Raw genomic sequence first — 24,500 nt, 5'->3', positions numbered from 1 at the left:
GGTCTCCTGGATTCGGTGCGGAGGGGGCCGGTCAGAACTTGAGGCCGCCCAGCAGGCCGGCGAGGCTCGCGCTGCCCGCCTTGATGCTCGGGGCGATGGCCGTCGTGGACAGATAGAAGCCGAACAGGGCGCAGACGATGCCGTGAGAGGGCTTGAGGCCGTCCTTGCGGAAGAAGAGGAAGGCGATGACGCCGAACAGTACGACGCCGGAGATGGACAGGATCATGACGTTCTCCTGGTGGTTCGGGCACGGTCACCACGCGTCTCTCAAGACTCACAGAAAGTATTAATAGGGCAAAGCGGAATCCGGGGGTCTCGGAATGCGGATCGCGTGATCGGTGGAGAGGGTCGTCGTGAGGACGGGAAGGGCGAACCGCTTGAACACGGCTCGAAACCCGCCCCCGGGAGACACCGCCATCGCGCCGCGCCCCGCCCCGGCCGCCGCCGGGGCCCATCCGGGATTCACCCGAACGGGCGCGTCCGCATCCCGCCGGACCGGGGGACTCGCACGAAAGGCACCCGTGATCTTCGCTTGCGGGGGCGTACGTAGGGTAGGGCAGCACTCACGTGACGAACGCAGCCAGGCGCTGAACCGGAGGACCGCAGCCCATGACCGAGCAGAGCCCCGAGCCCGAGCCCGCCCATGACCCCGAGATGCTCCAGCTGGCGGGCAAGGTCTTCGACCTGGCGCGGCACGGCGACACCGACACCCTCGCCGCCTACGTGGACGCCGGAGTCCCGGTGAACCTCACCAACGACCGGGGCGACACCCTCATCATGCTGGCCGCCTACCACGGCCACCTCGACGCCGTCCTGTCCCTGCTCCAGCGCGAGGCCGACCCGAACCGCCCCAACGACCGCGGCCAGACGCCGCTGGCCGGCGCCGTCTTCAAGGGCGAGGACGAGATCGTCCGCGCCCTGCTGGCCCACGGCGCCGACCCGAACGCGGGGACGCCCTCCGCGGTCGAGGCGGCCGGCGTGTTCGGGCGCCAGGACCTGCTGGAGCTCTTCCGGGGCGAGTAGGGAGAAGCCGTCGCCTCCGCCCGGCGGACGTCAACCGGTGGTGCCGGGGCTCCGCCCCGGACCCCGGTCATCGAACGCCGGGCGGCGGGGCAGGGGCAAGCTCCCTCCGGGGCCTCAGCCGGCCTCGCCGACCGCCAGCACCGTCTCCACCGTGTCCGCCTCCTCCGCCCGCTTGTCCTCCCGGTACCGCAGCACGCGCGCGAACCGCAACGTCACCCCCGCCGGATACCGCGTCGACCGCTGGAGCCCGTCGTACGCGATCTCCACCACCAGCTCCGGCCGCACCGTCACCACAAAACCGTCGTCACTGACCGCCAGCTCCCTCAGCCGCTCCGTCTGCCAGGCCAGCATCACGTCCGTCAGCCCCTTGAACGTCTTGCCGAGCATCGCGAACGAGCCGTCCGGGCGCCGTGCCCCCAGGTGGAGGTTGGACAGCTTGCCGGTGCGGCGGCCGTGGCCCCACTCCGCGGCCAGGACCACCAGGTCCAGCGTGTGCACCGGTTTGACCTTCAGCCAGGACGCCCCGCGCCGGCCCGCGCTGTACGGCGCGCCGAGCGCCTTGACCACCACGCCCTCGTGGCCGCGCAGCAGCACCGCCGCCGCGAACTCCCGCGCCGCCGCGCGGGCGCCCTCGTCCGCCGGGTCCGCCACCACCAGCCGGCGTACGCGCAGCGGCTCGGGCACCACGCGCGCCAGCTCCGCGTGGCGCTCGGTCACCGACAGGGCCAGCAGGTCACGGCCGTCCACGGTCAGCAGGTCGAAGAAGACCGGCGACAGCGGCACCGTCACCGCCGCGTCCGCCACGTCCAGCCGGGAGCCGACGCGGCCCGCGATGTCCTGGAACGGGCGCGGGCGGCCCTCCTCGTCCAGGGCGATGACCTCGCCGTCCAGCACTGCCCGGGTCACCGGGAGTTCCCGCGCCACCCGGGACAGCTCCGGCAGCCGCTCGGTGATCTCCTCCAGGGTGCGGGTCCAGATCCGTACCTCCTCGCCGTCGCGGTGCACCTGGACCCGGATCCCGTCGAGCTTCTCCTCCACCGCGCACGGGCCGAGACGGTCCAGCGCCTCGTCGACGTCCTTGGCGGTGTGCGCCAGCATCGGCTGCACCGGGCGCCCCACCTCCAGCCGGAAGTCCGCCAGCGCCGCCGGCCCCCGTTCCAGCAGCTCCCGGGCGACCGCGGCCGACGAGCCGCCCAGCATCACCGCCCGCCGCACGTCGGCCGGGTCCGCGCCCGCCGCGGCCGCGAGCCCCTCGACGGCCAGCGCGTCGAGCGCGCCCTGCCGCAGCTCACCGCCGAGCAGCCCCCGCAGGAACCGCTGCTCCCGCTCCGTGGCCGCGCCCATCAGGGCGTGCACCAGCCGCTTGCGCTCGGTCTGCGCGCCCTTGCCCGCCACGGCCGCGATCGCGTCGATCGTCCGGTCCACGTCGCGGACCGTCAGCGTGGGTGCGTCGGCCGGGGCGGGGGCGTCGCGCAGGGCGCTCCAGCCGATCCCGACCCGGCCCTGCGGCAGCCGGCCCGCCAGATAGGTGATGGCGATCGGAGCCTCGTCGGGACCGGCCGCCCGGAAGAGACCGGCCAGCAGGCCGGTCTTCTCCGACCGCGCGCTCGTCGCGGCGACCTCGTGGGACACACGGGCGATCTCGGCCAGCAGCATGCCCCTCATGGTGCAACGGCCACGCGCCCCGCGCACCACACCCGCATCAGACGCGGTGTGCGTCCCAGAAGGCGCAGTGGTTCTCCGTGACCGCGTCGACCGGCTTGACGCCGTCCTCGCCCGGCGCGAGGGACAGCGCCGGACCCGAGGCGCCGAAGCGGGGCCAGGAGGGCGCGCCGGAGGAGTTCGGGTCGCCCGTGCGCGCGAACCGCGTCCAGTAATCGACCATGGTCGCCGACAGGGCGCCCTGTGCGGCCGAGAGAGGCGGATCCGTCGCCATCGTGAACAGGTACGGCAGCTCGAAGCCGTGCGCCGCGCCGTACGGGAAGTCCTTCACCACCGGCAGCCCGGGCATGACGGGCGGCGCGCCCCGGTCGTCGAACCGATAGCCGTACGTGGGGACGCGCGCGGCCAGCAACCGGTCGGCCCGCAGCGCGCCGCAGGTGAACGAGGCGTCGCTCAGCGCGTCGGCCCACGCCAGGGCGGGCGTCGGGTACTTCGCCGCCGGGTACAGCGCCTCGACGGCACCGGCCGCGTCACCGAAGGAGCGGACCAGCCGGGCCCGGTAGTCGCGGTCGTCACGGATGGGGAATTCCTTGAGAGTGAACGCGACGAAGAGCCGCATCTCGTCGCGCGTGGTGCCCTGGAGGACCGGTACGCGGTGGAAGCGGCCGTGCTCCAGGGCCCGGTCGGGCCGGTCGGGCAGCAAGGCGTTGCCGTAGGCGACGCCGGAGAAGGACTGCATCAGCTGCGCCGTCGCCAGCCGTTCGGTGCCCAGGCCGCGCAGACAGCTCAGCACCGCGCCCGGGCGGTCGCAGCCCAGCCCGCGCGCCGCCGCCGTGCCGGCGGCCTCGACCTGCTCGCGGGGCACGAACGGCTTGTACGCGGGCAGGTCGGGGGTCATGCTGCCGGGCGGCATGGTCGTCATGCACGAGCCGCTCTGCAGCGCGGCCCGGTGGAAGAGGCCGGCCGCCGCCGGCGAGGTGAGGTGCGCGCAGGTGCTCAACGCCCCCGCCGACTCCCCGAACAGCGTCACCCGGCCCGGATCGCCGCCGAAGCGGCCCGCGTTGGCGCGCACCCAGCGCAGCGCCGCCTGCTGGTCGGCGAGTCCGAAGTCGGGCGCGCCGAGCTCGGGGTGACCGAAGAAACCGAAGATGCCCAGCCGGTAGTTGACGGTGACGACCACGGTGTCGCCCTGGACCGCCAGCGGTTCGGGGCGGTAGTCGGAGCCCGTGCCCACGGTGAATCCGCCGCCGTGCACCCACACCATGACCGGCCGTCCCCCGCGCGGCGCGGGGCGCGTGGGCGTGGTGATGTTCAGATACAGGCAGTCCTCCGAACCGGTGGCCTTGCCGTCACCGCCGAACTGCGGCACCTGCGCGCAGGGCGCGCTGGGCTCCCCGGCGTCCCGTACGCCCTGCCAGGGCGCGGCGGGCGCGGGGGGCCGCCAGCGCAGCGGGCCCGTGGGCGGCGCGGCGTAGGGGATGCCGTCGAAGGTGGCGTACGCGCCGTGCGCCCGGCCGCGCACCGGCCCGTGGTCGGTGTCGACGACGGGTCTGCCGGAGCCGTCGGCGGTGGCCGGTGGCGCTGCACCGACGGCGGTGACGAGGGTGAACAGCGTGAGGAGCAGCGCGCACAGCGCACCGCCCCGGCGTGGTGACGGTCGAACCTCCGGCATGGGATGACGTCCCCTTCGGTGGGAGTGGCCAAGTCGGCCCGGGCGCCGGGAACCTACCCACGACACACGCCGCTCACTTGCCTCCGGTACACCCCCTACTGTGCCCCGGCGTGTCTCACCACGCCACCGGCATCGAGCGCGGCCCGCGGACCAGCATCTCGGTCTTCCAGACGATGTCCCCGGCCAGATGGACGCCCGGCAGCTTCAGGGCGAGCGCCCGCAGCGCCTCCTGGAGCTCCACGCGCGCGAGTTGCGCGCCCAGGCAGTGGTGGACGCCGTGGCCGAAGCCCAGGTGCTGGTTGCCCTGCCGTGCGAAGTCGAGGGTGCCGGGGTCGGGGAAGCGCAGCGCGTCGCGGTTGGCGGCGCCGACGGCCACCAGGACCGGCTCACCCGCCCGTACCAGTGTGCCGCCCACCTCGATGTCCTCCGTGGCGTAGCGGGGGAAGGAGGCGCCCGCGCCGAACGGCACGAAACGCAGCAGCTCCTCGACGGCACCGGGGATCAGGCCGGGGTCGGCGCGCAGTTGCTCCAGCCGGCCCGGGTGGTCCAGCAGGGTGCACAGGAAGTTGGGGATCTGGGTGGCGGTGGTCTCGTGGCCGGCGATGAGGATGCCCACGCACAGATCGACCAGTTCGAGCTCGGAGAGCCGGTCGTCCACGTCGCGCGCCTCGATCAGCGCGGTCATCAGGTCCGCCGCGGGACGCGCCCGGTGCGCCGCGACCAGCTCCGCCATGTAGGCGCGCAACTCCTCCGTGTCGGCGTCGATTTCCTCCGTGGTCAGCGGGCTGGTCGACAGTGCCGCGTCGCTCCAGACGCGGAAGCGCGGCTGGTCCTCGACCGGTACGCCGAGCAGCCGGCAGATCACGGCCACGGGAATGGGCAGCGCGAAGTCCTCGACGAGGTCGGCGGGCGGCCCCGCCGCCACCAGCTCGTCCAGCAACCCCTCGGCCAGGGCGCGGATGTCCGGCCGCAGCCGCTCGACCCGGTGGACGGTGAACGCCTTTGTCGCCAGCGTGCGCAGCCGGCTGTGGTCGGGCGGGTCCATGGACAGCAGGCCGCCCTCGCGCCGGCCGGGGGACTGGCGGGGCACGTCGTGGTCCGCCTCGGCGGCGCGGCTGAACCGCCGGTCGCCGAGGACCAGCCGCGCGTCGGCGTACCGCGTGACGAGCCAGGCGGGCTCGCCGTACTCCATGCGGACCCGCAGCAGCCCCTCGGCGCCGCGCGCTCGCTCGTACAGCTCGGACAGGGCCAGCCCGGTGGCCTCGTTGAACGGATAGAACGGATAGGCGGCGGGCTCGATGTCCGCGGTGGTCATCCGTGTCACCTCTCTCGCGTCCCCCGTACCGATGTCGTCTGCACCCAAACGGTAGGCCCCCTCCGCCTCGGCGGCCACGCTCTTTCCCGAACAGGAAGGACCACTTCTACGCGGGCGCTCGCGCCTCCCGGGCCCGTCCCGCGCTGTCGCTGATCCGCACGAGCAGGGCCACCAGCAGCCAGTTGGCGACCAGGGACGAGCCGCCCTTGGCGAGGAACGGCAGGGCCTTGCCGGTCAGCGGGATGAGGCCCATGACCCCGCCGCCCACCACGAACACCTGGAGGGCCAGCGCCGCGGCCAGCCCCGACGCCAACAGCTTGCCGAACGGGTCGGGCGAGTCCAGCGCCGCGCTCATGCCGCGCTGGACCAGTAGCGCGTAGAGCATCAGCACCACCATTGTCCCGGCCATCCCCATCTCCTCGCCGACCGTGGTGAGGATGAAGTCGCTGCGGCCGGCGAAGCCGATCAGCTCCGGGTGGCCCTGACCCAGTCCGGTGCCCGTGACGCCGCCGCTGCCGAAGCCGAACAGGGCGTGCGCGAGCTGCTCGGAACCGGTGCCGGGCGGCTGCCGGTCCTTGGGCAGATAGACCGCGAACGGGTGCAGCCAGACGGCGATCCTGCCCTGGACGTGCGGCTCGGCCGAACCCACGGCGGTGGCTCCCGCGGCCGCCAGGAGCACGCCGACGGCCACCCAGCCGGTGCGCTCGGTGGCCGTGTACAGCATCACCACGAACAGCGCGAAAAAGATCAGAGAGGTGCCGAGGTCCCGCTCGAAGACCAGGACCAGCAGGCTGAGGCCCCACACCCCCAGCAGCGGCAGGAGCTGACGGCCCGGTGGCTGCCGTACGCCGAGCGCGCCGCGCCCGGACAGCGCCAGCGCGTCCCGGTGGGTGACCAGATGGCCCGCGAAGAACACCGTCATCATGATCTTGACGAACTCGCCGGGCTGGAGGGACAGCGGCCCCACGAAGATCCACCGCTTGGCGCCATAGGTGTCACCGGGGAAGAACGCGGGCGCCATCAGCAGCACCAGCGCCCCGGCCATCACCACGTGGATGTGGCGCCGCAGCCGCCGGTGGTCGCGCAGTACGAGGAGCACCCCGACGCACACCGCCACCCCGAGCACCGTCCACAGCGACTGCTCGGAGGCGGTGGGCTCGGACCCCTCGTAACGCGCGCTGTAGGCGAAGTCCAGCCGGTACAGCAGTATCAGCCCGAGTCCGGACAGCAGGAGGGCCAGCGGCAGGATCAGCGGATCGGCGCGGGGGGCGAGGCGCCGGATCGCGAGATGCGGGACCAGCGCCAGGCACACCACGGTCCCCGCGAACCCGATGAAGCCGTCGGGGAATTCGCCGTTGACGGACAGCCCGGTGTACGCGTAGCCGAAACAGCTGATCAGGACGGCCAGGGTGAGCAGCAGCGCCTCCTGCCCCCGCCGCCGGGACGCCAGGGAGCGCTCCGCCGTCGCCGCGCTCCGGTCACTGTCCTCGCGTCGCACGGATTCCACGGTCACACTGAGCACTCTTCGACCGCGTCACCTGAACGAAACCCGAGGTATCCGAACGAACCTTCAGGAATGGGGTGCGGCGGCGGTAAACGGGAAGCGTGCCACGAGCCGGGCGCCCCCGCGCGCGCGGCCGGGACCGTCGATGTGCCGCCGTGCGCGGCGGGTCGTTCGCACGCGACGCTCGCACACACGGTGGAATGACCGTAACCGCCCGACATCGCCCCGAGTTGACCCGGGAAGAGCAGGACGACAGCGGACAACCGCCACAGGACGGAGCAGTGGTACACCCATGAGCAAACGCCAGAAGGGTCGTCGGCACCGCCGGGTCGACCGCACCCCGCGGCCGGTCGGCCCCGCCCGGCAGGCCGCCCCGCAGGCCCGCCCGCAGCCCGTGGCACGGACCGCCGCCGACGGACCCGGCCCCACCCCGGCCGATCCCGGCCTCGGCCGCCACGCCACCCGCACCTGGGAGGGCCTGCGCGCGTACGGCGAGGCGGGGGCGTCCCTCGACGAGCTGGCCGAGGCGGTGGGCTATCAGGCGCGCACCGTCCTCAAGCACGTCAACGGGCTCGCCGGGCACGGCCTGGCGGAGCTGCGCGACGACCGCTGGTACGCCCGGGACGCGGCGCGGGCCCTCGCCGGCTAGCCCGCCTCACTCGATCCGCGTCGCCCCGCCGCTCTCCCGCCGCCGGCGCGCGAGAGCGGCGAGCACCTCCTCGTGCCGGGCGAGCGCCTCGGCCGCGCGCTCCAGGGACCGCGCGGCCGCCTCGGCGCGGTCCGCGTGGACGGCGATCCGCCGCCGCCAGACCGTGCCCTCCACGCCGGGAAGATCGACCGCGGCCGCGCTCGCGCGCAGCCTCCCGGCCTGCTCGCGCAACACCTCCGCCTGCGCGCGGACCGGCCGCGACCAGGGCGCGTGCTCCGTCTCGTACGTCCCCATCAGCCGATCCCTCCCGGTCGCAGCATCCGCCAGGGCGCGAACGCGTTGCGCACCCCTTCCAGCGAGGAGGCCAGCTCCGGGTGGTGACGCAGCAGCACGTCGACCATGCCGGTGCGGTCGATCCACTCCAGGCCCTCCGGGGTGTAGACCTCGGGCCGGTAGTCGGAGGTGAAGAAGCGGTCGCTCTTCAGGCGCCGCGACGCCATCAGCACGAAGATCCGGAACGCCGTGTCGCTGAACGCGAACCCCCGCGGCCTGCGCTCGGCGTACATCCCGACCATGGTGTCGACGCGGTCCAGCCGGCCGTCGTACACCTCGCGCAGCTCGGCCGCCAGCGACACGTCACCGCCGGTCAGCTCCTCGAACCCGGTCACCGGCGGGCGGTGCAGCGCGGACCGGAAGGCGGTGTAGCGCGGGACGCCGCGCTCGCGGTCGCGCAGGATGTCCACCGTGCCGACGTCGACGTGTTCCCCGGAGATCCGGGCGAGATCGCGCAGCGAGTCGGGGTGGTTGTGCAGCGTGATGTCACCGGGGTTCATGGTGCCGAAGGAGTAGAGCAGGTCCGACCAGCCCCAGCGGTCCACCGCCTTCCGGGTGGCCAGCGCCTGGAGCGGCTCGAAGTCCGTACGGTCGATGAGCGCCCCCGAGCGGTGCGAGCGGATCTCGTACTCGTCCCGCACCAGCGGGTGCAGCCGATAGCAGCTGACGAACTCCTCGGTCATGGAGAACGGCGCCGAATGGTGGTCGGCGGGCGAGCCGGGGATGCCGAAGAGCGCCTCCCCCTTGCCGAACCGCCTGACCTTGGTCCGCAGCCGGGCCGGCAGCACCCCGTACCAGTTGATGTGCATGGCCGCCCGCGTCACCGGATGGGAGATCACCGCCGGTGTCCACTCCACCGTATGGATCTTGGCCATGACGGCGGCGTTCACCAGCCGGGCGGTGTGGAAGAGACGCTCGTCGTCCCAGGTGGGGTGCGCCGCGGCGACGCGGTCGCAGATCGCGTTGTGCTCCTTGGCGAAGAGCGTGTGCAGCAGCGACAGACCGACCCAGTAGTTGTCGTTGAACCCCGTCAGGTCGATGCCGGACAGCCCCGGGTGGGTCTCGTCGGGCAGCCGGCCGCCCTGGACGGCCAGCTTGCCGCCCTCGCCCGTCCGCAGCGCCCGGCACCGCGCCTCGCTCGACCCGTAGATCTGCGAGCCGTCCCACCAGTGGGTCACGGTGTTCTCGTACGTCGGCGGGCGGGTGGCGTCGGCGTGGGGGACCGGGTCGGGGCGGGAGCGGCGCACCAGCATCGGGCATCGCGCCCAGTCGTCGTCCGGCGCGAGCGGTACGTCCAGCGGCTCGTCGACCTTGTTGTCGCCGTGGCTGAACCAGCCGTGGTTCTGGAACTGGATCCAGGCCGCGGCCAGCATGTTCAGCGTCGGCGCGGGCCGGAACCCGGAGCGCCGGGCCAGCAGCTGCCGGCTGACCTCGCGCGGACTGGGCGAGAACAGCCCCGTGTCCTCGGCGTCCGGGAAGGTCTCCGGCAGCGGGCAGTTGCGGTCGAAGCGGGTGCCCGCCCGGCCCATGTCGGCGTCGTCCGGGTCGTAACCGGAACCGTCGTAGCTGCGGTAGGGCAGCGGATTCCGGCTCGGCCGGCGCGGGCGCTCACCGCCGGCGCCGTAGGTGTCGTACAGATTGTGCGCGCGCAGCAGCTCCCGCTGTCTCTTGAGCTCCAGGAGCGCGAGCGGGAACGGCAGGGAGTGCCACTCGCGGCGGGGGCGCGGTACGGGCGTCATCGATAGCTCTCCATCAGGGATGTGCGGACGGCGGGGTGCCGGTCGGCGGGGCGGGCGTCAGCGGTCGTGGAGCCGGTGCACGACGGTCTCCTCGACCAGGCCCCGGTACGGCGCGAGCAGGTCGTCCACCCGGTCGCGCGCCTCGGGAACGACCTTGTCGAGGCCCTGCGCGTACACCTCGACGCTGTGGCACTGCGGGAAGTCGTGCGTGGGGTCCACCCAGGTGACCTCCAGCCAGCCGGCGGGCACGGGGAAGACCGACACCGGGCTGCGGCCCTCCAGATTGGGCACCACGTCGTGCTCGTTGACGAGGCTGACGACCCGGGTGCGGGGGTCCAGGGGGCGCTTGTGGTCGATCGGCGAGCCGACCGCGACGACGTGCGTCAGCCGCCACCGCTCATTGACCTCGGGGAGCTCGGTCAGGTTCATCGCCGCGATACCGCCCTGGCTGTGGCCGACCAGCGCGATCTCCGCGCCGTCCGGGACGGCCTGGGCGATCGCCTTGCGGGCCGCCCGGGTGTACGGGGAGTCGTTGCGCCCCACCGCGGTGACCGCGCCGACCAGGTCCTGCGGGCTGGGGTTGCGCGGCAGGCCGAAGGCCATGCCGGGCAGCAGCACCAGGTGCCGGGTGCGGCCGTCCGGCCCCTTGACCCGCTGGATGATCATCCGGCCGTCGCAGCCGAGCGCCGCGATGTTGCGCAGGTGCCCGCTGATGCCACCGCTGTCGTCGAGCCCGGCGAGGAACTCCGGGTCCTGCGGCTCGGCCACCGCCCGGCCCGGCCCGCGGTCCCAGCGGGCCCACGCGCCGATGGTGGTGCCCAGCAGCGGGTCGCCGTCCGCGCGGGTGCCCTTGACGATGCACCAGGCCGCCGCGTCGTTGAACGGATTCTCGTCCACCAGGGCGTTCCACGCCATCACCTCGGACAGGCACGGCGCGAGCGCGGCCAGCGCCCGCTGGGCGCCCCGCGCGCGTACGTTCTCCCCCAGGATGCGCAGCGCGAGGGTCTGGTGGTCGGCCTCGATGGCGGTCAGCATCCGCCGGACCGGGCCCTCCTCGGCGAACTCCGGGTGCCGCACCGCGCACAGCCGGATGCGGAGCTTGAGCGCGGAGACCGCCACGTCGACCGCCAGGCTCGGACGGCTGGTGAACACCCCGCCCACCCAGGCCGCACGGCCCACGCGCCCGCCGTCCGGCGCGTACCCGAGCCCCGCCGGCTCGACGAGCGTACGGGCCACGGCGTACGCGGCCCGGGCCCCGAGCCGCGGCGAACGGCCGATCGAGGCGAGCAGCGCGGGATCGGTGGCGACGGCCGTGACCGCACGGCCCGCGTCCCGGATGAGCCCTGCCGTCTCACTCAAGGAGCGGGCGACGGCGGCGAGGGGGGTGGCGTGCAGGGGGATGGTGTCGGGGAGCTCCGAGGCGATCGGGGCCTCAGGGGTGTCCGGAAGGTCACCGGGCAGCGGCGGCAGGGGCGCGCTCACGGGTGTGTCCAGCGGCTCCCGGGATGCGGGAACTGCCGGCGCGTCCGTGCTCGCCGCGGCGTCCCCGCTCTCCGGCCCGGCCGGAAGTCCCGGCCCCCCGGCCCCCGGGCTCTCGGCCCCGGGGGCGCTGTCGGTCGTCGTCATGTGTCCTCCACCGGCCGCGCCGGGCGGACGCCGATCCGCAGCCGTGTCGTGTCGAAGATGTGGGGCAGGGGCCGGTCGGGGCTCAGGCGGATGCCGGTGACGACCGGTTCGCCGCCGCGCAGCAGCTCCGCGACGAAGCCGGTGGCCAGTTGCAGGCCCAGCTCCATGCCACTGCACCGGGCCTCGCCCCGGCTGAACGGGCTGATGGCCCAGTCGGCCTCCGCGGTGCCGTCCAGCCAGTTCTCGGGGGTGAACCGGTGCGCGTAGTCGATCCGTTCGCCGTCGCGGGCGTGGAAGGCGGCGGGCACCAGGACATTGACGCCGCCCGGCGCCACCGCGCCCCGCCAGCGCGTCTCGGCGGTCGTGCGCCGCAGCAGACTGCCGACCGGCGGCCACAGCCGCGTCGCGTCCTGGACGCAGGCGCGGACGTACGGCATCTCGCGGAAACCGGCGGCCGTGCGCGGGCCGTGCGCGCCGTCGGCCGCCGCGACCTCCGCGGCGGCCCGCTCGCGGTGCCGGGGGTGCGTGGCGAGCAGCGCGAGCGTCTGGACGGCGGCGGCGTGCACCACGGCCAGGGCCATGAACCAGTGGGTGACCTGGGCGTCGGGAAACGTCTCGGGGCCCTTGGGCGCGGCGGCGAACAGCCCGGCCAGGCTGCGCGGGTCGGCCTCGGCCAGATAGCGCGACTGGCGCTGCATCATGCGCCGCCGGGCCCGCCGCATGGCGGCGGCGCGCCAGCGGCGGGCCCCCATCCAGTTGGCCTCCGCGAGCAGCTCGCCCAGCAGCCGGGAGAACTCCACGTCGTCCGCGGCCGCCTCGCCCAGGAAGCAGCGCCGCCCCGCGCGCTCGAAGCGCTCCCGGATCGCCTCCGGGGCCAGCCCGTCCACCGCCGCCGGACCCAGCAGGGCCGCGGCCTCCTCGCCGACGACCCGCAGGAAGTGGTCCGCGAGCCGGTGCACGGGGCAGCCGGCGTCCAGCACGGCGTCGTTGAACGCCCGGCGGACCGTGCGCTGCCGGCCGTGCGAGGCGATCAGCGCCTCGGGCTGGACCCCCGCGAAGCCGGTCACCTTCTCCCAGGTGTCGACGGCGTACACCTCCACCGGCCCGGCCAGCACCTGCTTGGCGTCCTCGGCGTCCAGGACGAGCAGGGTGGGCCCGGCGGTGCCGCGCACCAGGACCGGGCCCCGGCCGTACCGGCGGCGCATCCGGCGCATCGTCTCCAGGCTGCGCCGGCTGGGGTCGAACCGGGCGACGAGCGCGGCGATCCGGGGCCGCGTCCGGAAGACGCCCTTGATGTAGGTGGGGAGGAAGTGGACGAGCGCCAGCCGGAGGTTCTCGCTCGCGGACGCGGTGGGCAGCGTGGTCGCGCGGTCCGTGCCCGCGCCGGGGACGTCGTACAGGTGGCTCACGCGAGGACCTTCCCGGGGTTGAGGAGCCCCTCGGGGTCCAGCAGACGCTTGAGGTCCCGCTGCAACCGGAGGTTGCGCGGCGGGAGTTCGCGGACCAGCCAGTCACGCTTGAGGGTGCCGACGCCGTGCTCGCCGGTGATGGTGCCGCCCAGCTCCAGGCCGGCGGCCATGATGGCGTCGTAGGCGTCCTTCGCCCGTCGCACGGCGTCGGGGTCGGAGCGGTCGAAGACGACCGTCGGGTGGAGGTTGCCGTCACCGGCGTGGCCGACGGTGGAGATGTAGAGCCCGTACTCCTGGGCGATCAGCTCGATCCGGTCGATGAGCGCGGCCAGTTGGGCGCGCGGCACCGCGACGTCCTCGATGAACGCCGTCACGTCGCCGGGCAGCGACGTGGCGTGCGCGCTGAGCGCCGGCAGCACCATCCGCCGGGCGTCGAGGACCTGTCGGCTCTCCTCCTGGTCGGCGGCCGCCGTGACGGAGAGCGCCTCGGCGTCCCGGCAGAGGTCCGCCATCGCCCGCACCGCCTCGGCGGCGTCGGGCGCGTCGCTCGCCACGATCAGCGTCGCCGCCGCCTCACCGGCCAGCAGCGGATGGCCGAGTGCCGCGACCGCCCCGGTGGTCGTGCGGTCCAGCAGCTCCAGCGCGGAGGGGATGTGGCCGGCCCGGATGATCGCCGCCACGGCCCCGCCCGCGTCCGCCGCGGAGGCGAACCGCGCCAGCAGGGCGAGGGCCGGCGGCCGCGGCGGCCGCAGCGCCAGCGTGGCCTCGACGATGACGCCCAGCGTGCCCTCGGATCCGACGAACAGCCGCGTGAGGTCGTAACCCGCGACGCCCTTGACCGTGCGCCGCCCCACGCGCAGCACCTCGCCGTCCGCCAGGACGACCGTCAGCCCGAGGACGTAGTCGGCGGTGACGCCGTACTTCACACAGCACAGCCCGCCCGCGCCGGTGGCGATGTTCCCGCCGATCGTGCAGAGCTCCCAGGAGGCCGGGTCCGGCGGATAGCACAGGCCGTGCTCGGCGACGGCCGCCGCGAGGTCGGCGGTGACGACGCCGGGCTCGCAGCGCACCAGGCGGTTCGCCGTGTCGATCTCCAGGACGCGGTTCATGCGGACCATGGACAGCAGCAGACAGCCGTCCACCGCGTTGGCGGCGCCGGCCAGGCCCGTACGAGCCCCCTGTGGCACGACGGGAATGCCGTACGCCCGAGCCGCGCGCAGCACCTCCTGGACCTGGTCGACGGTCTCGGGGCACACCACGGCGGCGGGTCTGCCCGCCTCGCTGAAGGGCGCGGAATCGCGGCTGTGCAGGTCGAGTTCGTCGTCCCCGGTCAGCACGGCCGCGTCGGGCAGTACCTCCCGCAGGGCCGCGAGCAGCGGATTCTCGACGGATACGGTCATGGGCAGCTCCAGAGCACCAGGAGACGGACGGGGGCCGGGGCGGGTGAGAAGGGCGGGGGCCAGGGCTCAGAGGGTCGGCGGTACGGTCGTGACCGGCGCCTCGATCAGGACCGGGCCGTCGGTGCGGGCGGTGGCCGCGGCGACCAGCTCCGCGAGGTGGGCCGGGCCGGTGGCCCGGTGGGCGGTCACGCCGTAACCCCGGGCGAGCGCGCACAGGTCGAGCCCGGGGAGATCCAGGCCGGGCACGCCCGGGGTGTTCTCGAACCGGCCGAACCACTTGAGGATCGCGTACTCCTGGTTGGCGGGGATCACGAACGTCACGGGGGCGCGGCAGGCGGCGGCGGTCCACAGCGCGGTGATCGCGTACTGCGCGGAGCCGTCGCCCACGACGGCCACCACCGGCCGCTCCGGGCGGCCCAGTTGCGCGCCCACGGCGGCCGCGAGTCCGAAGCCCAGGCCGCCGCCGGTCGTGGTGAGGAAGGAGCCCGGCCGGCCGACGCGGACCAGGTCGCGGAAGATCTGGAGGTTGGACGGGGATTCGTTCACCCACAGGGTCGACGGGGGCGCGGCGCTCGCGACGGCGGCGAGCGCCGTGCGGGCGGACATGGGGCCGGCGGCGGGCTCCTCGGCGTCGGCCGTCCGGGCCGCCGCCTCGCCGCCGTTCGGGCCGTCCCTCTTCTCGACGAGCTCGGTCAGCCGCTCCAGCGTGGGCCGAAGGCCCGCCACGAGCGCGTCACCGACCGGGGCGCGTGCCGCCTCGCCGGGGTCGCTGGTGAGCAGGACGAGCTCGGCGCCCTCGGGGAGCACCGGCCCGGCCACGTAGGGGTAGTAGCGGAAGACGGGCGCCCCGACGACCAGCACGAGGTCATGGCCCTCCAAGGTCTTCGCCAGGGGCGCCAGCGCGGCCGGCAGCACGCCCCGGTAGAGCGGGTGGTCCTCCGGGAAGCCGGGGCGGCCCTCGACGGGCGAGGCCCACACCGGCAGTCCCCGGCGCTCCGCGAGCGCCACGGCCGCCTCCCAGGCGCCCTCGGCGTCGACCGAACCGCCCGTCACCAGAACGGGGTCGACGGCCTCCTCCAGGCGCCGTGCGAGCGCCTCGACGGCGGGACCGGCCGCCGCGCAGTCGTCGCCGACGCGGCGCCGCGCCACGTTCCGGGCGGCGGCGGCCTCGGCCTCGTCGAGCTCCACGTCGAAGTCGTCCATGGGCAGCGACAGGAACACCGGGCCCCGGGGCGCCGTTTCGGCCACGTGGAAGGCGCGGGCCAGCGCCGCGGGCACGTCCTGGGGGCGCGGCGGCTCGTACGCCCACTTCACGGCGGGCCGGGGCAGGGCGGTGGCGTCGACGTTGGTCAGCAGCGCTTCCATGGTCATCATGGCCCGCACCTGCTGGCCGGCCGTCACGACCATCGGGGTGTGGTTCGCGGCGGCGTTGACGATGGCGCCCATGGCGTTCCCGACGCCCGGCGCCGTATGGAGGTTGACCAGGGCCGTGCTGCCGGTCGCCTGCGCGAACCCGTCGGCCATGCCGACCACCACGGCTTCCTGGAGGCCGAGTACGTAACGGAAGTCGTCGGGGAAGTCCTGGAGGAAGGGGAGTTCGGTGGAGCCGGGATTGCCGAAGACGGTCGTCACCCCGCGGGAGCGCAACAGCTCGAAGACGGCAGCGCGTACGGTCGGCATGGCTCGCACCTCGTGGGGTCGGTGGTGATCAGCGAGAGGGGAGCATTGCCCGTTCCCGTCCGGTGGAGTCATCAACTCGGAAGATCACCTGAGTTTTCATCCCCAGGGGTGAACGGCGGCCGGGCGGAGGCGGTGGCTCGCGGCGCGAGAACGGCACCGCCGCCCGGGGACCCGGGCGGCGGTGCCGTCGGCGATGTGAATCGGCCTGGTCCTGCGTAGGCACCGAGAGCGGAGGCGGAGCGGACGAGGGAACTCCTCGTGCTCACTCGGCGCTGCCGCCCCGCCGCTCAGCGCCGTGCGCGGATCCTTCCCATGCCCGCCAGGGCGAGGGCGACCAGGCAGGCCAGGACGCCGACGATGACGTTGCTGACGTTGGCGCGGGTGGCGAACGGATGCCCGGAGGTCACCCAGGGGGCGATGATCGTCCAGGCGCCGAGGGCCAGCGCGGCCCAGCTCATGGCGTGGGTGCGCTCATACGCCGGGCCATAGCCACTGACCAGGCAAGCGAAGGCGACACCCACAATCAGGTTGTTGACGGTCAGGGTGGTTGAGCCGCTGAACCCCACAATCCATGGTGATGCGGCCAGATAGATGCCGCAGAGAAGGGCGAGGGATTCGACGGCCTGGGCGACGGGGGTCGCCGTGTTCTCTTCGGAGACGGCCCGGAGGGCGACGATGTCCGGGTGGTGATCGATCCGGGGCGACGTTGGGGCGGTCACGTCAGCCACCTTCTTTCAGTGTCAGTTCGGACCTGCCTGCATTTTATCGTTTATGCCGACATTCGCCACATGGGTGGGGGAGTTCATATCTGGCTATATCCGGTGTGGTGGCCATCGGTTTCAAGACGTCACCCTGGGGAAACCCGGACGTCGCTTTCCGGACGCACGACCGGACACGGGGTCCGGCGGTGCCGGCGGCGTCGCCGGGGACCGGTGGGGACCAGCCGGGGATCAGGGGAAGCACCAGGAAAGGAAACCGTCGTGGACCAGCTCAAGAGACAGAGCGACCGCGCGCCGGGTCGGGGGGAGGGCCTGGAGGAGACCGTACGGGCCCGCCGCGCCATCACCCGCGAGACGCCCGACACCACAGGTGAGGAGGCGGACGCGGAGTCGCACATCATCCGCGGCATGGACTGACGATGGATCGGCCCGTACCGGGCGTGGGGCCGTCGGCGCTCACGCCCGTACGGGCACGAACCGCACCGCCGTGCCGGGCACGGCCTGGGCGGCGGCGGCCAGCGAGGACTCGGGGACGACACCGATGACGGGATAGCCGCCGGTGGTGGGGTGGTCGGCGAGGAAGACGACGGGGCGGCCGTCCGGGGGGACCTGGACGGCGCCGAGGACCATCCCCTCGCTGGGGAGTTCGCCCTCCCGGGCGCGGGTGAGGGCGGGTCCGTCCGTGCGCAGGCCGATGCGGTTGCTCGCGGACGCCACGGTGTAGCCGCCGCCGGCCAGCGTGCGCGGCGCGTCCGGGGCGAACCAGTCCGCGCGCGGGCCGAGCACGACCGGCAGGACCAGTTCGTCGAGGGGCGGTCCGGCGAAGGGCACGGCGTCGGCGTCGGGGGGCGGCCCGCAGGGCGCCCCCAGCGGCAGCCGCGCGCCCTCCGTGAGCGGCTCCGGCCCCAGGCCCGAGAGCAGGTCGCGGGAGCGGCTGCCGAGCACCGGGGGCACGGCGACGCCGCCCGCGAAGGCCACATAACCGCGCAACCCGTGGGCCGCCGGCCCCACGTCGAGCACCGCGCCCGCGGGCACCCGCACCGCCGCGCCCCACGCCACCGGCCGGCCGTCGACACGCACGGGGCAGGGCGCCCCCGTCACCGCCGCGGTCACCGCCGTGTCGGCCCGTACCGCGCAGCCGTTGAGGGTGGTCTCCAGCGTGGCGTACTCCACGGGATTGCCGGCCAGGCGGTTGGCGAGCCGGTGCGCGGGCTCGTCGAGCGCGCCCGAACACCCGACGCCCAGGTGCGCGTGGCCGGGCCGCCCCAGGTCCTGCACGGTGGTCAGCGCCCCGGCCCGGACCACCGTCAGCCCGCTCACGCGCTCACCTCGAAGCGCACCCGCGTGCCCGGCGAGAGCAACGCCGCCGGTTCCCGCCCGGCGTCCCACAGGACCGCGTCCGTACGGCCGATGAGCTGCCAGCCGCCGGGGGAGGAGCGGGGGTAGACACCGGTGTACGGGCCGGCCAGGCCGACGGATCCGGCGGGGACGGTGGTGCGCGGGGTCGCCCTGCGCGGTACGTGCAGCCGTTCCGGCAGGCCGGTCAGATAGCCGAAGCCGGGCGCGAAGCCGCAGAAGGCCACCCGGAATTCGAGCCCGGAGTGCACGCGCGCGACCTCGTCCTCGGCGACGCCCCACAGGGCCGCGACCTCGGCGAGGTCGGCGCCGTCGTAGCGGACCGGCAGCACGACGGGCTCGCTGTCGGCGGCCGTGAGCGGTGGCACGGTCCAGTGCGGGATGGCCGCGGCGAGTGCGCGCGGCTCGTCCAGACCGTCGAGCAGGACGGTGCGCGCCGCCGGGACGATCTCGCGCACGGGCGGCAGGTCGCCGGCGGCACGGCGGCGCAGCAACTCCGCGTGCAGGGCCTGGGCCTGCTCGGTGGTGGCCACCTCCACGAGCAGGGCGTGCCGCCCCACGGGAAGGACGCGGGGCGCCGTCTCGGTGGTGGTCACGCGAACGCCTTCAGGGTGACGCCCGCGGCCTCCAGCGCCGCGCGCACCCGAAGGGCGAGTCCGGCGGCGCCGGGGGTGTCGCCGTGCAGGCACAGCGACCGGGCGCGGACGGTGACGTCCTCGCCGGTCAGGGCGGTGACGGTCGCCTCACGGGCCAGCCGTACCGACCGTGCGACGACGGCGTCGGGGTCGAGGACGACGGCGCCGGCGACGCTACGGGGGACGAGCGTGCCGGCGGCTGTGTAGGCGCGGTCCGCGAACGCCTCGGTGACCACCGGCAGCCCGGCCCGCTCCGCCGCCTCGTGCAGCCGCGAGCCGGGCAGGCCCAGCACGGGCAGGGTGCCGCCGGAGCGCAGCACGCCCGCCACGACGGCCGCCGCCTGCTCGGCGTCGGTGACCGCGCGGTTGTAGAGCGCGCCGTGCGGCTTCACATACGCGACGTCCGAGCCGGCCGCCCGCGCGAAGGCGCGCAACGCGCCGATCTGATAGGTGATCTCGTCGGCGAGCTCGTCCGGGGGCACGTCCATGGCGCGCCGGCCGAAACCGGCCAGGTCGCGGTAGGAGACCTGGGCGCCGATGCGGACGCCGCGCTCGACGGCGCGCTCGCACACGCGCCGCATGGTGGAGGGGTCACCGGCGTGGAAGCCGCAGGCGACGTTCGCACTCGTGACGACCGACAACAGGGCGTCGTCGTCGGTCAGGTGCCAGCGGCCGAACCCCTCGCCGAGATCGGCGTTGAGGTCGAGGGCGGCGCTGTGGGCGGGCGCGGCGTCGGTGGCGGGCATGGTTTCGGTGGCGGGCGCGGCGTCGTGCGCCGGTGCGGTGCCGGTCGTCGGTCCGGAGGTCGGTCCGCTCGTCGGTCCGGTCATGAGGAGGTCTCCCGCATCGCGTCGAGGATGAGTCGTCGGGCGTCGTCCAGATAGGTGATCAACTCGGCCTCGGCGCGGTCGTACTCGCCGTTCTCCAGCAGCTTCGCGAGGGCGCGGTTGCGCAGCAGGAACGGTTCGTGGAAGTGGCGTGGCGAGGGCATCGCGTGGAAGGCCAGGCGCAGTTCGGTCAGCAACCGGTCCATGGCCGAGTCGATGCGGGGGCTGCCGCTCAGCGCGGCGAGCGCCCGGTGGAACCGCAGGTCGGCCGAGCCGACCTCCCGCCAGTCCTCGGCCGCGGCCGCCCGCTCGGCGTGGTCCACCGCCTCGGTGACGGCGGCGCGCAGCGACCGCGGCGCGCCGGCGGCGGCTCGTACGCCCGCGCTCTCCAGCGCGGCTCGTACGCGGTAGATGTCCGTGACGTCCGCCGGCGCCATGACCCGCACGAAGACGCCGCGGTTGAGCAGGTGCTCCACGAGGCTCTCGTGGATGAGCAGCCGGAACGCCTCGCGCAGGGTGTTGCGCGAGACGCCGAGGTCCCGGCCGAGCGCCTCCTCGGACAGACGGGTACCGGGCGGCAGGACACCGGCCTGGATGCGGTCGCGGAGCACGTCGGCCACGCGCTGCGCGGTGGACAGGGCCATGGCGTCCCCCAATGAGCGTACGGATATCAGGCGGATTCGGGTGGTGCGGACGGCGGGTGGTACGGGCATCAGGCACTACGCACATCAGCGATCAAGAGCGATGCGGAAACGTAAGTCAAGCCTCTTGAGGATTGTTGAACAATATCTTAGCCTCCTCGCCAAGTCGCTTCACTCGTTCGAGTGAGGACCGACACCCCGGAAGGCGGGACGCATGATCGTTCTCCTGGGCGTCCTCGTGGTCGTGCTCGGCTTCGCCACGAGGCGCAACCCTCTGCTCGTGGTCGGCGCCGCGGGCATCGTCACCGGCCTCCTCGGGGGCCTCTCGCCGCAGCGGGTCCTGGCCGCCTTCGGCACCGGATTCGCCTCCAGCCGCTCGGTGACGATCTTCGTCATCACCCTCCCGGTCATCGGCCTCCTGGAGCGTTACGGGCTCCAGGAGCAGGCCCGCCGGATCGTCACCCGCTTCGCCGGGCTCACCGCGGGCCGATTCCTCGCCCTCTACCTCCTGCTGCGCCAGATCGCCGCCGCCGTCGGCCTCTACAGCGTCTTCGGCCACGCCCAGACCGTCCGGCCGCTGGCCGCCCCCATGGCCGAGGGTGCCGCCGAACGCCGACTGGGACCGCTGACCGACAAGGCGCGCGAGAAGGTGCGCTCGTTCGCCGCCAGCGCCGACAACGTCGGGCTCTTCTTCGGCGAGGACGTCTTCCTCGCCGTCGGCTCCATCCTGCTCATCACCGGCTTCGTCAACACCACTTACCACACCCACCTCGAACCGCTCAGCCTCGCCCTGTGGGCCATCCCCACCGCCCTGTGCGCCCTGGCCGTCCACGGCTGGCGGCTGCTGCGCCTGGACCGGGCGCTGGAGCGGGCGATGGCCGGGGAGTCCGCGGGCAAGCCCGCCGGTGAGACGGCCGGGGACACCAAGGAGGCCGTCAAGTGATCAGAGCCGAGTGGTTCTACTGGCTCGTCGGCGCCATTTTCCTGGTGATGGCCGCCCAGATGCTCGCCGACCGCACCAACCCCAAGCGCCATGGCACCGCCGCCTTCTGGGGCCTGCTCGGCCTCGGCTTCATCTACGGCACCTGGGTCGCCGACAAGTCCGCACCCGCCGGACCGCTCGGCGCCGCCGTCCTCGCCATGGTCTGCCTCGCCGGCTGCGGCTTCACCGGGCGCGGTACGGGCCGTACGGGCGAGGCCGAGGTGCGGGAGCGGCGGGCCCGGGAGGCGAGCGCGCGGCGCTTCGGCGGCCGCCTGTTCGTGCCCGCGCTCACCATCCCCGTCGTCGCCCTGCTCTGCGCCGTCGTCGTCAAGAAGCTCTCCGTGGGTGGCGAACCGGTCCTGCAGAAGGGCAGCGAGACCATTCTGGGGCTCGGCATCGGCTCCGTCGTCGCCCTCGCCGTCGGCATGGTGATGCTGCGCGAGCGGAAGATCTCCGCCCCGCTGCAGGCCGGGCGCTCGATGCTGGAGTCGATGGGCTGGGCGATGCTGCTGCCCCAGCTGCTCGCCACCCTCGGCACGATCTTCTCCGTCGCCGGGGTCGGCGACCAGGTCCGCAGGATCACCACGGCGGTGCTCCCCGACCACTCCCTCTACATCGCGGTCGCCGTCTACTGCGTCGGGATGTTCCTCTTCACCATCATCATGGGCAACGGCTTCGCGGCCTTCCCCGTGATGACCGCCGCCGTCGGCTGGCCGGTCCTCGTGGTCCAGGAGCACGGCAACGCGCCCGCCGTGCTCGCCATCGGCATGCTGGCCGGCTTCTGCGGCACTCTGGTGACACCCATGGCCGCCAATTACAACATCGTCCCCGCCGCCCTGCTGGAGCTCAAGGACCAGTACGGGCCGATCAAGGCCCAACTGCCCACGGCGGTCGCGCTGCTCGGCTGCAACATCGTGATCATGGCGCTGGTCGCCTTCTGAGAGGCTGGGGAGAGAGAGCATGACCCGGGTACTGCTGACCGGCTTCGAGCCCTTCGACGGCGAGAGCGTCAACCCGTCCTGGCAGGCCGTCCGCGCCGCCGCCGAGCATCCGCCCGAGGGGATCGAACTCACCTGCGTCCAACTGCCGTGCGTCTTCGGCGGCGCCCTGGACGCACTGCGGGACGCCGTCGCGGCGGCCCGCCCCGACCTCGTGCTCTGCGTCGGCCAGGCGGGCGGCCGCCCCGACATCACCGTCGAACGCGTCGCCGTCAACATCGACGACGCCCGCATCCCCGACAACGCCGGCGCGAGCCCCGTCGACCAGCCCGTCGTCCCGGGCGGACCCGCCGCCTACTTCGCCACCCTGCCCGTCAAGGCGTGCGTCGCCGCCGTGCGCGAGGCGGGCCTGCCCGCCTCCGTCTCCCAGACCGCCGGCACCTTCGTCTGCAACCACGTCTTCTACGGTCTGATGCACCTCGCCGCGACCGAACACCCCGGGCTGCGGGGCGGGTTCGTGCACGTACCGTACGCGCCCGAACAGGTCACCGACCGGGCCCTGCCGTCACTCCCCGTGGCCGCCGTCGCCGAGGCACTGCGTGTGATCGCGGTCACCGCCGCCGGGCGCGTCGAGGACATCCGTGCGGTGGGCGGGGCCACACACTAGGACGGGGCGGGCATTTCGCCCGTGCCGTTTCGTCCGTTGTCAGTGTGAGCGCCTACTCTGTGCGACGTGACTTCTCCAGCCCCGGCGACGGTTCCGCCCCAGCTCAACGGGTCCTCGCGGCCGGCCCCGGGCCCGGCCGCCGACGAGGGCCTGGCCCGTCGGCTGCGCGCGCTCGCCTGCACGGCGCCGCTGCACGACCTCGACGCGCGCAAGGCCAACCTCGCGGGTGAGTACGGCGTCTACGCCATGGCCGAGGTGGCGCTCGCCGCGATCGACCTCGTCACGCTCAACATGGACTTCGACACCGGCGCGGACCACGAGCAGATAGTGGCCCGCCTGCTGCCGCGCGTCGCCGCGCAGGCGCCGGAGCGCCCCCACGCCGAGCACGAGCGCGTCGCCCGCTGGGTCCTGGAGAACCTCATCAACGTCGGCAGCGTCGACCGGGGCTTCCGCGCCGTCTACGGCACGTTCGGCCAGGACGGCGTCTATGTGCGGCGCGACTACGACTTCAAGCTCGTCGAGGAGGTGCCCGGCCACGGCGGCACGGTCTTCCTGCGCACCACCGACGAGGCGGTCAATGTCCTGGTCGGGGCGCTCGACACGGACGTCACCAGCGCCCAGATCGCCGCCGAGGTGAAGCTGGAGGTCCTCATCAGCCGGGGCCGCCTCGCCGACGCCCAGCTCGCCGCCGAGCAGGCCCGCTACCGCACGGTGCAGTACGCCGAGACCCTCCGCAAGACCCTCGACGCCACCCGCCGCAACGTCCGCGCCGTCGACTGGCTGCGCACGGTCCCCGACATGATCGCCGAGGCGCTCGACCACGTCGCCGACCGCTACCGCCACGAGAACGCGATCCTCACCAACATCCGCAAGGCGCGGGACGAGGCGGAGGACCCCGAGCACAAGCGGCGTGCCGCCGAGCTCGTTGACATCGTCAAGGACTGCATCCGCCGCCACACGCAGCTGCAGTCCCGGCTGCTGGAGGCCGGCCCGCTCTTCCGCGCCGAACAGGACCGGCAGGCCTTCGCGACCCCCGCCGCCTCGTCCGGCCTCGACCTGTACGGCCAGCTCCTCGCGCCGCTGCTGCCGCTGCCCGTCGAGGACGCGGGGCGCGTCACCGACGCGTTCTTCGCCCGGGGCACGGGGCTGCGCACGCCCGCGTCCGTGCGGGTCGGCGACCTCGTCGAGATGCTCCTGACACCGCCGGCCGAGCGGGAGCACCTCGGTGTGGAGATGCCCGAGCCGGACCTGGTCGAGACGCCGGACGACAGCCGCTTCAGCGAGGAGCAGCTCGCGAGCGCGATGGAGCTGCTCACCCTGCCCCCGGACGCGCCCCGCCGCCTCTCCGGCCTGCTGGCCGACGCGCGCCGCCGCGACCCCGAACTGCCCTACCTGGTCGCCCTGCTGGCCGTCCACGCCGCCAGCCCGTCCGTCGGCACGGCCTACCGCCAGGGCGAGCAATCCCTCCTCTTCGCCGTCGACGACGGCACGCAGCTCGACGACATCGAGTTCGGCGGCGCGGACCTCATCGTCGGCACGGCCCTCCTGGACGCGGCGGGCATGGCGGCGGACCGAGCGGAGGCGGCGTGATGGCCATGCGGCCGGCTCCCGGAGTACGACCGCGCCGTGCGGCGTCGCGCCGTGGCGGCGGGGTCGTGGGCGAGGCCCTTGTTTCGCTCCGGTGGGACCTCCCGCCGCGGCGGCGGGTCACCCCGACGGCGTT

At 74.0% G+C, this 24,500-nt stretch carries 23 protein-coding genes; 7 read left to right on the top strand and 16 right to left on the bottom strand.

Annotated elements, in window-relative coordinates; translation table 11 throughout:
* Positions 1–31 precede the first annotated feature (31 nt).
* A complete protein-coding gene (locus ACZ303_RS28745) occupies positions 32–226 on the bottom strand; it encodes a hypothetical protein (protein ID WP_467343388.1) in 195 nt (64 codons plus the stop codon).
* A gap of 383 nt (positions 227–609) precedes the next feature.
* On the opposite strand from ACZ303_RS28745, the gene ACZ303_RS28740 reads away from it, so the two are divergent.
* Complete coding sequence (locus ACZ303_RS28740; RefSeq protein WP_467343387.1) at positions 610–1,023, top strand: ankyrin repeat domain-containing protein; 414 nt, start codon at positions 610–612, stop codon at positions 1,021–1,023.
* Between the two features lie 114 nt (positions 1,024–1,137).
* On the opposite strand, the gene ACZ303_RS28735 is transcribed toward ACZ303_RS28740, so the two are convergent.
* From ACZ303_RS28735 to ACZ303_RS28720, 4 genes are all read right to left on the bottom strand, one after another.
* Positions 1,138–2,679, bottom strand: a complete 1,542-nt coding sequence (locus tag ACZ303_RS28735) for an ATP-dependent DNA ligase (RefSeq protein WP_467343386.1) — start codon at positions 2,677–2,679, stop codon at positions 1,138–1,140.
* A 46-nt stretch (positions 2,680–2,725) separates the two neighbouring features.
* The gene (locus ACZ303_RS28730) at positions 2,726–4,357 is read right to left on the bottom strand and encodes a carboxylesterase/lipase family protein (protein ID WP_467343385.1); all 1,632 of its coding nucleotides are present in this window, start codon (positions 4,355–4,357) and stop codon (positions 2,726–2,728) included.
* A 115-nt stretch (positions 4,358–4,472) separates the two neighbouring features.
* A complete protein-coding gene (locus ACZ303_RS28725) occupies positions 4,473–5,672 on the bottom strand; it encodes a cytochrome P450 (protein ID WP_467343384.1) in 1,200 nt (399 codons plus the stop codon).
* Between the two features lie 106 nt (positions 5,673–5,778).
* On the bottom strand, positions 5,779–7,179 hold the full coding sequence (locus ACZ303_RS28720; RefSeq protein WP_467343475.1) for an FtsW/RodA/SpoVE family cell cycle protein: 1,401 nt from the start codon (positions 7,177–7,179) through the stop codon (positions 5,779–5,781).
* A 289-nt stretch (positions 7,180–7,468) separates the two neighbouring features.
* Here ACZ303_RS28720 and ACZ303_RS28715 point away from each other — a divergent pair, with 289 nt between their 5' ends.
* Positions 7,469–7,825: a hypothetical protein gene (locus ACZ303_RS28715; RefSeq protein WP_467343383.1), complete on the top strand. Its 357-nt coding sequence runs from the start codon at positions 7,469–7,471 to the stop codon at positions 7,823–7,825.
* Positions 7,826–7,831: 6 nt separating this feature from the next.
* On the opposite strand, the gene ACZ303_RS28710 is transcribed toward ACZ303_RS28715, so the two are convergent.
* From ACZ303_RS28710 to ACZ303_RS28680, 7 genes are all read right to left on the bottom strand, one after another.
* Positions 7,832–8,119, bottom strand: a complete 288-nt coding sequence (locus ACZ303_RS28710) for a hypothetical protein (RefSeq protein ID WP_467343382.1) — start codon at positions 8,117–8,119, stop codon at positions 7,832–7,834.
* Positions 8,119–9,897 carry a peroxidase family protein gene (locus ACZ303_RS28705; RefSeq protein ID WP_467343381.1) on the bottom strand — a complete coding sequence of 593 codons (1,779 nt, stop codon included), beginning with the start codon at positions 9,895–9,897 and terminating at the stop codon, positions 8,119–8,121. The genes ACZ303_RS28710 and ACZ303_RS28705 overlap by 1 nt, the downstream gene beginning before the upstream one ends.
* 57 nt (positions 9,898–9,954) lie before the next feature.
* Entirely contained in the window at positions 9,955–11,379 is a 1,425-nt protein-coding gene (locus tag ACZ303_RS28700; protein WP_467343380.1) for a hypothetical protein, read from the bottom strand.
* A gap of 140 nt (positions 11,380–11,519) precedes the next feature.
* The gene (locus tag ACZ303_RS28695) at positions 11,520–12,932 is read right to left on the bottom strand and encodes a cytochrome P450 (protein ID WP_467343379.1); all 1,413 of its coding nucleotides are present in this window, start codon (positions 12,930–12,932) and stop codon (positions 11,520–11,522) included.
* Entirely contained in the window at positions 12,929–14,332 is a 1,404-nt protein-coding gene (locus ACZ303_RS28690; protein WP_467343378.1) for an FAD-binding oxidoreductase, read from the bottom strand. Before ACZ303_RS28690 ends, ACZ303_RS28695 begins: the two co-directional genes overlap by 4 nt.
* A gap of 66 nt (positions 14,333–14,398) precedes the next feature.
* Positions 14,399–16,012, bottom strand: coding sequence for a benzoylformate decarboxylase (gene mdlC, locus ACZ303_RS28685; protein ID WP_467343377.1), 1,614 nt, complete (start codon positions 16,010–16,012; stop codon positions 14,399–14,401).
* 287 nt (positions 16,013–16,299) lie between these two features.
* On the bottom strand, positions 16,300–16,731 hold the full coding sequence (locus ACZ303_RS28680) for an SPW repeat protein (protein ID WP_467343376.1): 432 nt from the start codon (positions 16,729–16,731) through the stop codon (positions 16,300–16,302).
* A 261-nt stretch (positions 16,732–16,992) separates the two neighbouring features.
* Between ACZ303_RS28680 and ACZ303_RS28675 the strand changes: the two genes are divergently transcribed.
* Positions 16,993–17,148, top strand: a complete 156-nt coding sequence (locus ACZ303_RS28675; RefSeq protein ID WP_467343375.1) for a hypothetical protein — start codon at positions 16,993–16,995, stop codon at positions 17,146–17,148.
* A 39-nt stretch (positions 17,149–17,187) separates the two neighbouring features.
* Here the strand turns inward: ACZ303_RS28675 and ACZ303_RS28670 are convergent, their stop codons facing one another.
* The 4 genes from ACZ303_RS28670 to ACZ303_RS28655 form a co-directional block, all read right to left on the bottom strand.
* A complete protein-coding gene (locus tag ACZ303_RS28670; RefSeq protein ID WP_467343374.1) occupies positions 17,188–18,051 on the bottom strand; it encodes a 5-oxoprolinase subunit C family protein in 864 nt (287 codons plus the stop codon).
* On the bottom strand, positions 18,048–18,683 hold the full coding sequence (pxpB, locus tag ACZ303_RS28665) for a 5-oxoprolinase subunit PxpB (protein ID WP_467343373.1): 636 nt from the start codon (positions 18,681–18,683) through the stop codon (positions 18,048–18,050). The genes ACZ303_RS28670 and pxpB overlap by 4 nt, the downstream gene beginning before the upstream one ends.
* On the bottom strand, positions 18,680–19,468 hold the full coding sequence (locus tag ACZ303_RS28660) for a LamB/YcsF family protein (protein ID WP_467343474.1): 789 nt from the start codon (positions 19,466–19,468) through the stop codon (positions 18,680–18,682). Before ACZ303_RS28660 ends, pxpB begins: the two co-directional genes overlap by 4 nt.
* Before the next feature lie 80 nt (positions 19,469–19,548).
* Positions 19,549–20,262 (bottom strand): GntR family transcriptional regulator, encoded by a 714-nt coding sequence (locus ACZ303_RS28655; RefSeq protein ID WP_467343372.1) that lies wholly within the window; start codon positions 20,260–20,262, stop codon positions 19,549–19,551.
* A gap of 142 nt (positions 20,263–20,404) precedes the next feature.
* On the opposite strand from ACZ303_RS28655, the gene ACZ303_RS28650 reads away from it, so the two are divergent.
* The 4 genes from ACZ303_RS28650 (at position 20,405) to ACZ303_RS28635 (ending at position 24,367) form a co-directional block, all read left to right on the top strand.
* A complete protein-coding gene (locus ACZ303_RS28650) occupies positions 20,405–21,133 on the top strand; it encodes a DUF969 domain-containing protein (protein WP_467343371.1) in 729 nt (242 codons plus the stop codon).
* Complete coding sequence (locus ACZ303_RS28645; RefSeq protein ID WP_467343370.1) at positions 21,130–22,113, top strand: DUF979 domain-containing protein; 984 nt, start codon at positions 21,130–21,132, stop codon at positions 22,111–22,113. Before ACZ303_RS28650 ends, ACZ303_RS28645 begins: the two co-directional genes overlap by 4 nt.
* Positions 22,114–22,132: 19 nt before the next feature.
* Positions 22,133–22,777: a pyroglutamyl-peptidase I gene (pcp, locus tag ACZ303_RS28640; protein ID WP_467343369.1), complete on the top strand. Its 645-nt coding sequence runs from the start codon at positions 22,133–22,135 to the stop codon at positions 22,775–22,777.
* Between the two features lie 66 nt (positions 22,778–22,843).
* Entirely contained in the window at positions 22,844–24,367 is a 1,524-nt protein-coding gene (locus tag ACZ303_RS28635) for a hypothetical protein (protein WP_467343368.1), read from the top strand.
* Positions 24,368–24,500: the final 133 nt, after the last annotated feature.

This window comes from Streptomyces sp. NPDC023527 (genome assembly GCF_055560115.1).
The sequence above is the reverse complement of the archived record's forward strand: the minus strand, read 5'-3'. Positions and strand labels throughout refer to the sequence as shown.

Coding starts and splice junctions, on each gene's coding strand:
- ACZ303_RS28735 (WP_467343386.1), bottom strand. CDS start 2,679: ATGCTGCTGGCCGAGATCGCCCGTGTGTCCCACGAGGTCGCCGCGACG.
- ACZ303_RS28705 (WP_467343381.1), bottom strand. CDS start 9,897: ATGACGCCCGTACCGCGCCCCCGCCGCGAGTGGCACTCCCTGCCGTTC.
- ACZ303_RS28715 (WP_467343383.1), top strand. CDS start 7,469: ATGAGCAAACGCCAGAAGGGTCGTCGGCACCGCCGGGTCGACCGCACC.
- ACZ303_RS28710 (WP_467343382.1), bottom strand. CDS start 8,119: ATGGGGACGTACGAGACGGAGCACGCGCCCTGGTCGCGGCCGGTCCGC.
- ACZ303_RS28650 (WP_467343371.1), top strand. CDS start 20,405: ATGATCGTTCTCCTGGGCGTCCTCGTGGTCGTGCTCGGCTTCGCCACG.
- ACZ303_RS28730 (WP_467343385.1), bottom strand. CDS start 4,357: ATGCCGGAGGTTCGACCGTCACCACGCCGGGGCGGTGCGCTGTGCGCG.
- ACZ303_RS28660 (WP_467343474.1), bottom strand. CDS start 19,468: ATGCCCGCCACCGACGCCGCGCCCGCCCACAGCGCCGCCCTCGACCTC.
- ACZ303_RS28690 (WP_467343378.1), bottom strand. CDS start 14,332: ATGACCGTATCCGTCGAGAATCCGCTGCTCGCGGCCCTGCGGGAGGTA.
- ACZ303_RS28655 (WP_467343372.1), bottom strand. CDS start 20,262: ATGCCCGTACCACCCGCCGTCCGCACCACCCGAATCCGCCTGATATCC.
- ACZ303_RS28745 (WP_467343388.1), bottom strand. CDS start 226: ATGATCCTGTCCATCTCCGGCGTCGTACTGTTCGGCGTCATCGCCTTC.
- ACZ303_RS28740 (WP_467343387.1), top strand. CDS start 610: ATGACCGAGCAGAGCCCCGAGCCCGAGCCCGCCCATGACCCCGAGATG.
- mdlC (WP_467343377.1), bottom strand. CDS start 16,012: ATGCCGACCGTACGCGCTGCCGTCTTCGAGCTGTTGCGCTCCCGCGGG.
- ACZ303_RS28725 (WP_467343384.1), bottom strand. CDS start 5,672: ATGACCACCGCGGACATCGAGCCCGCCGCCTATCCGTTCTATCCGTTC.
- pcp (WP_467343369.1), top strand. CDS start 22,133: ATGACCCGGGTACTGCTGACCGGCTTCGAGCCCTTCGACGGCGAGAGC.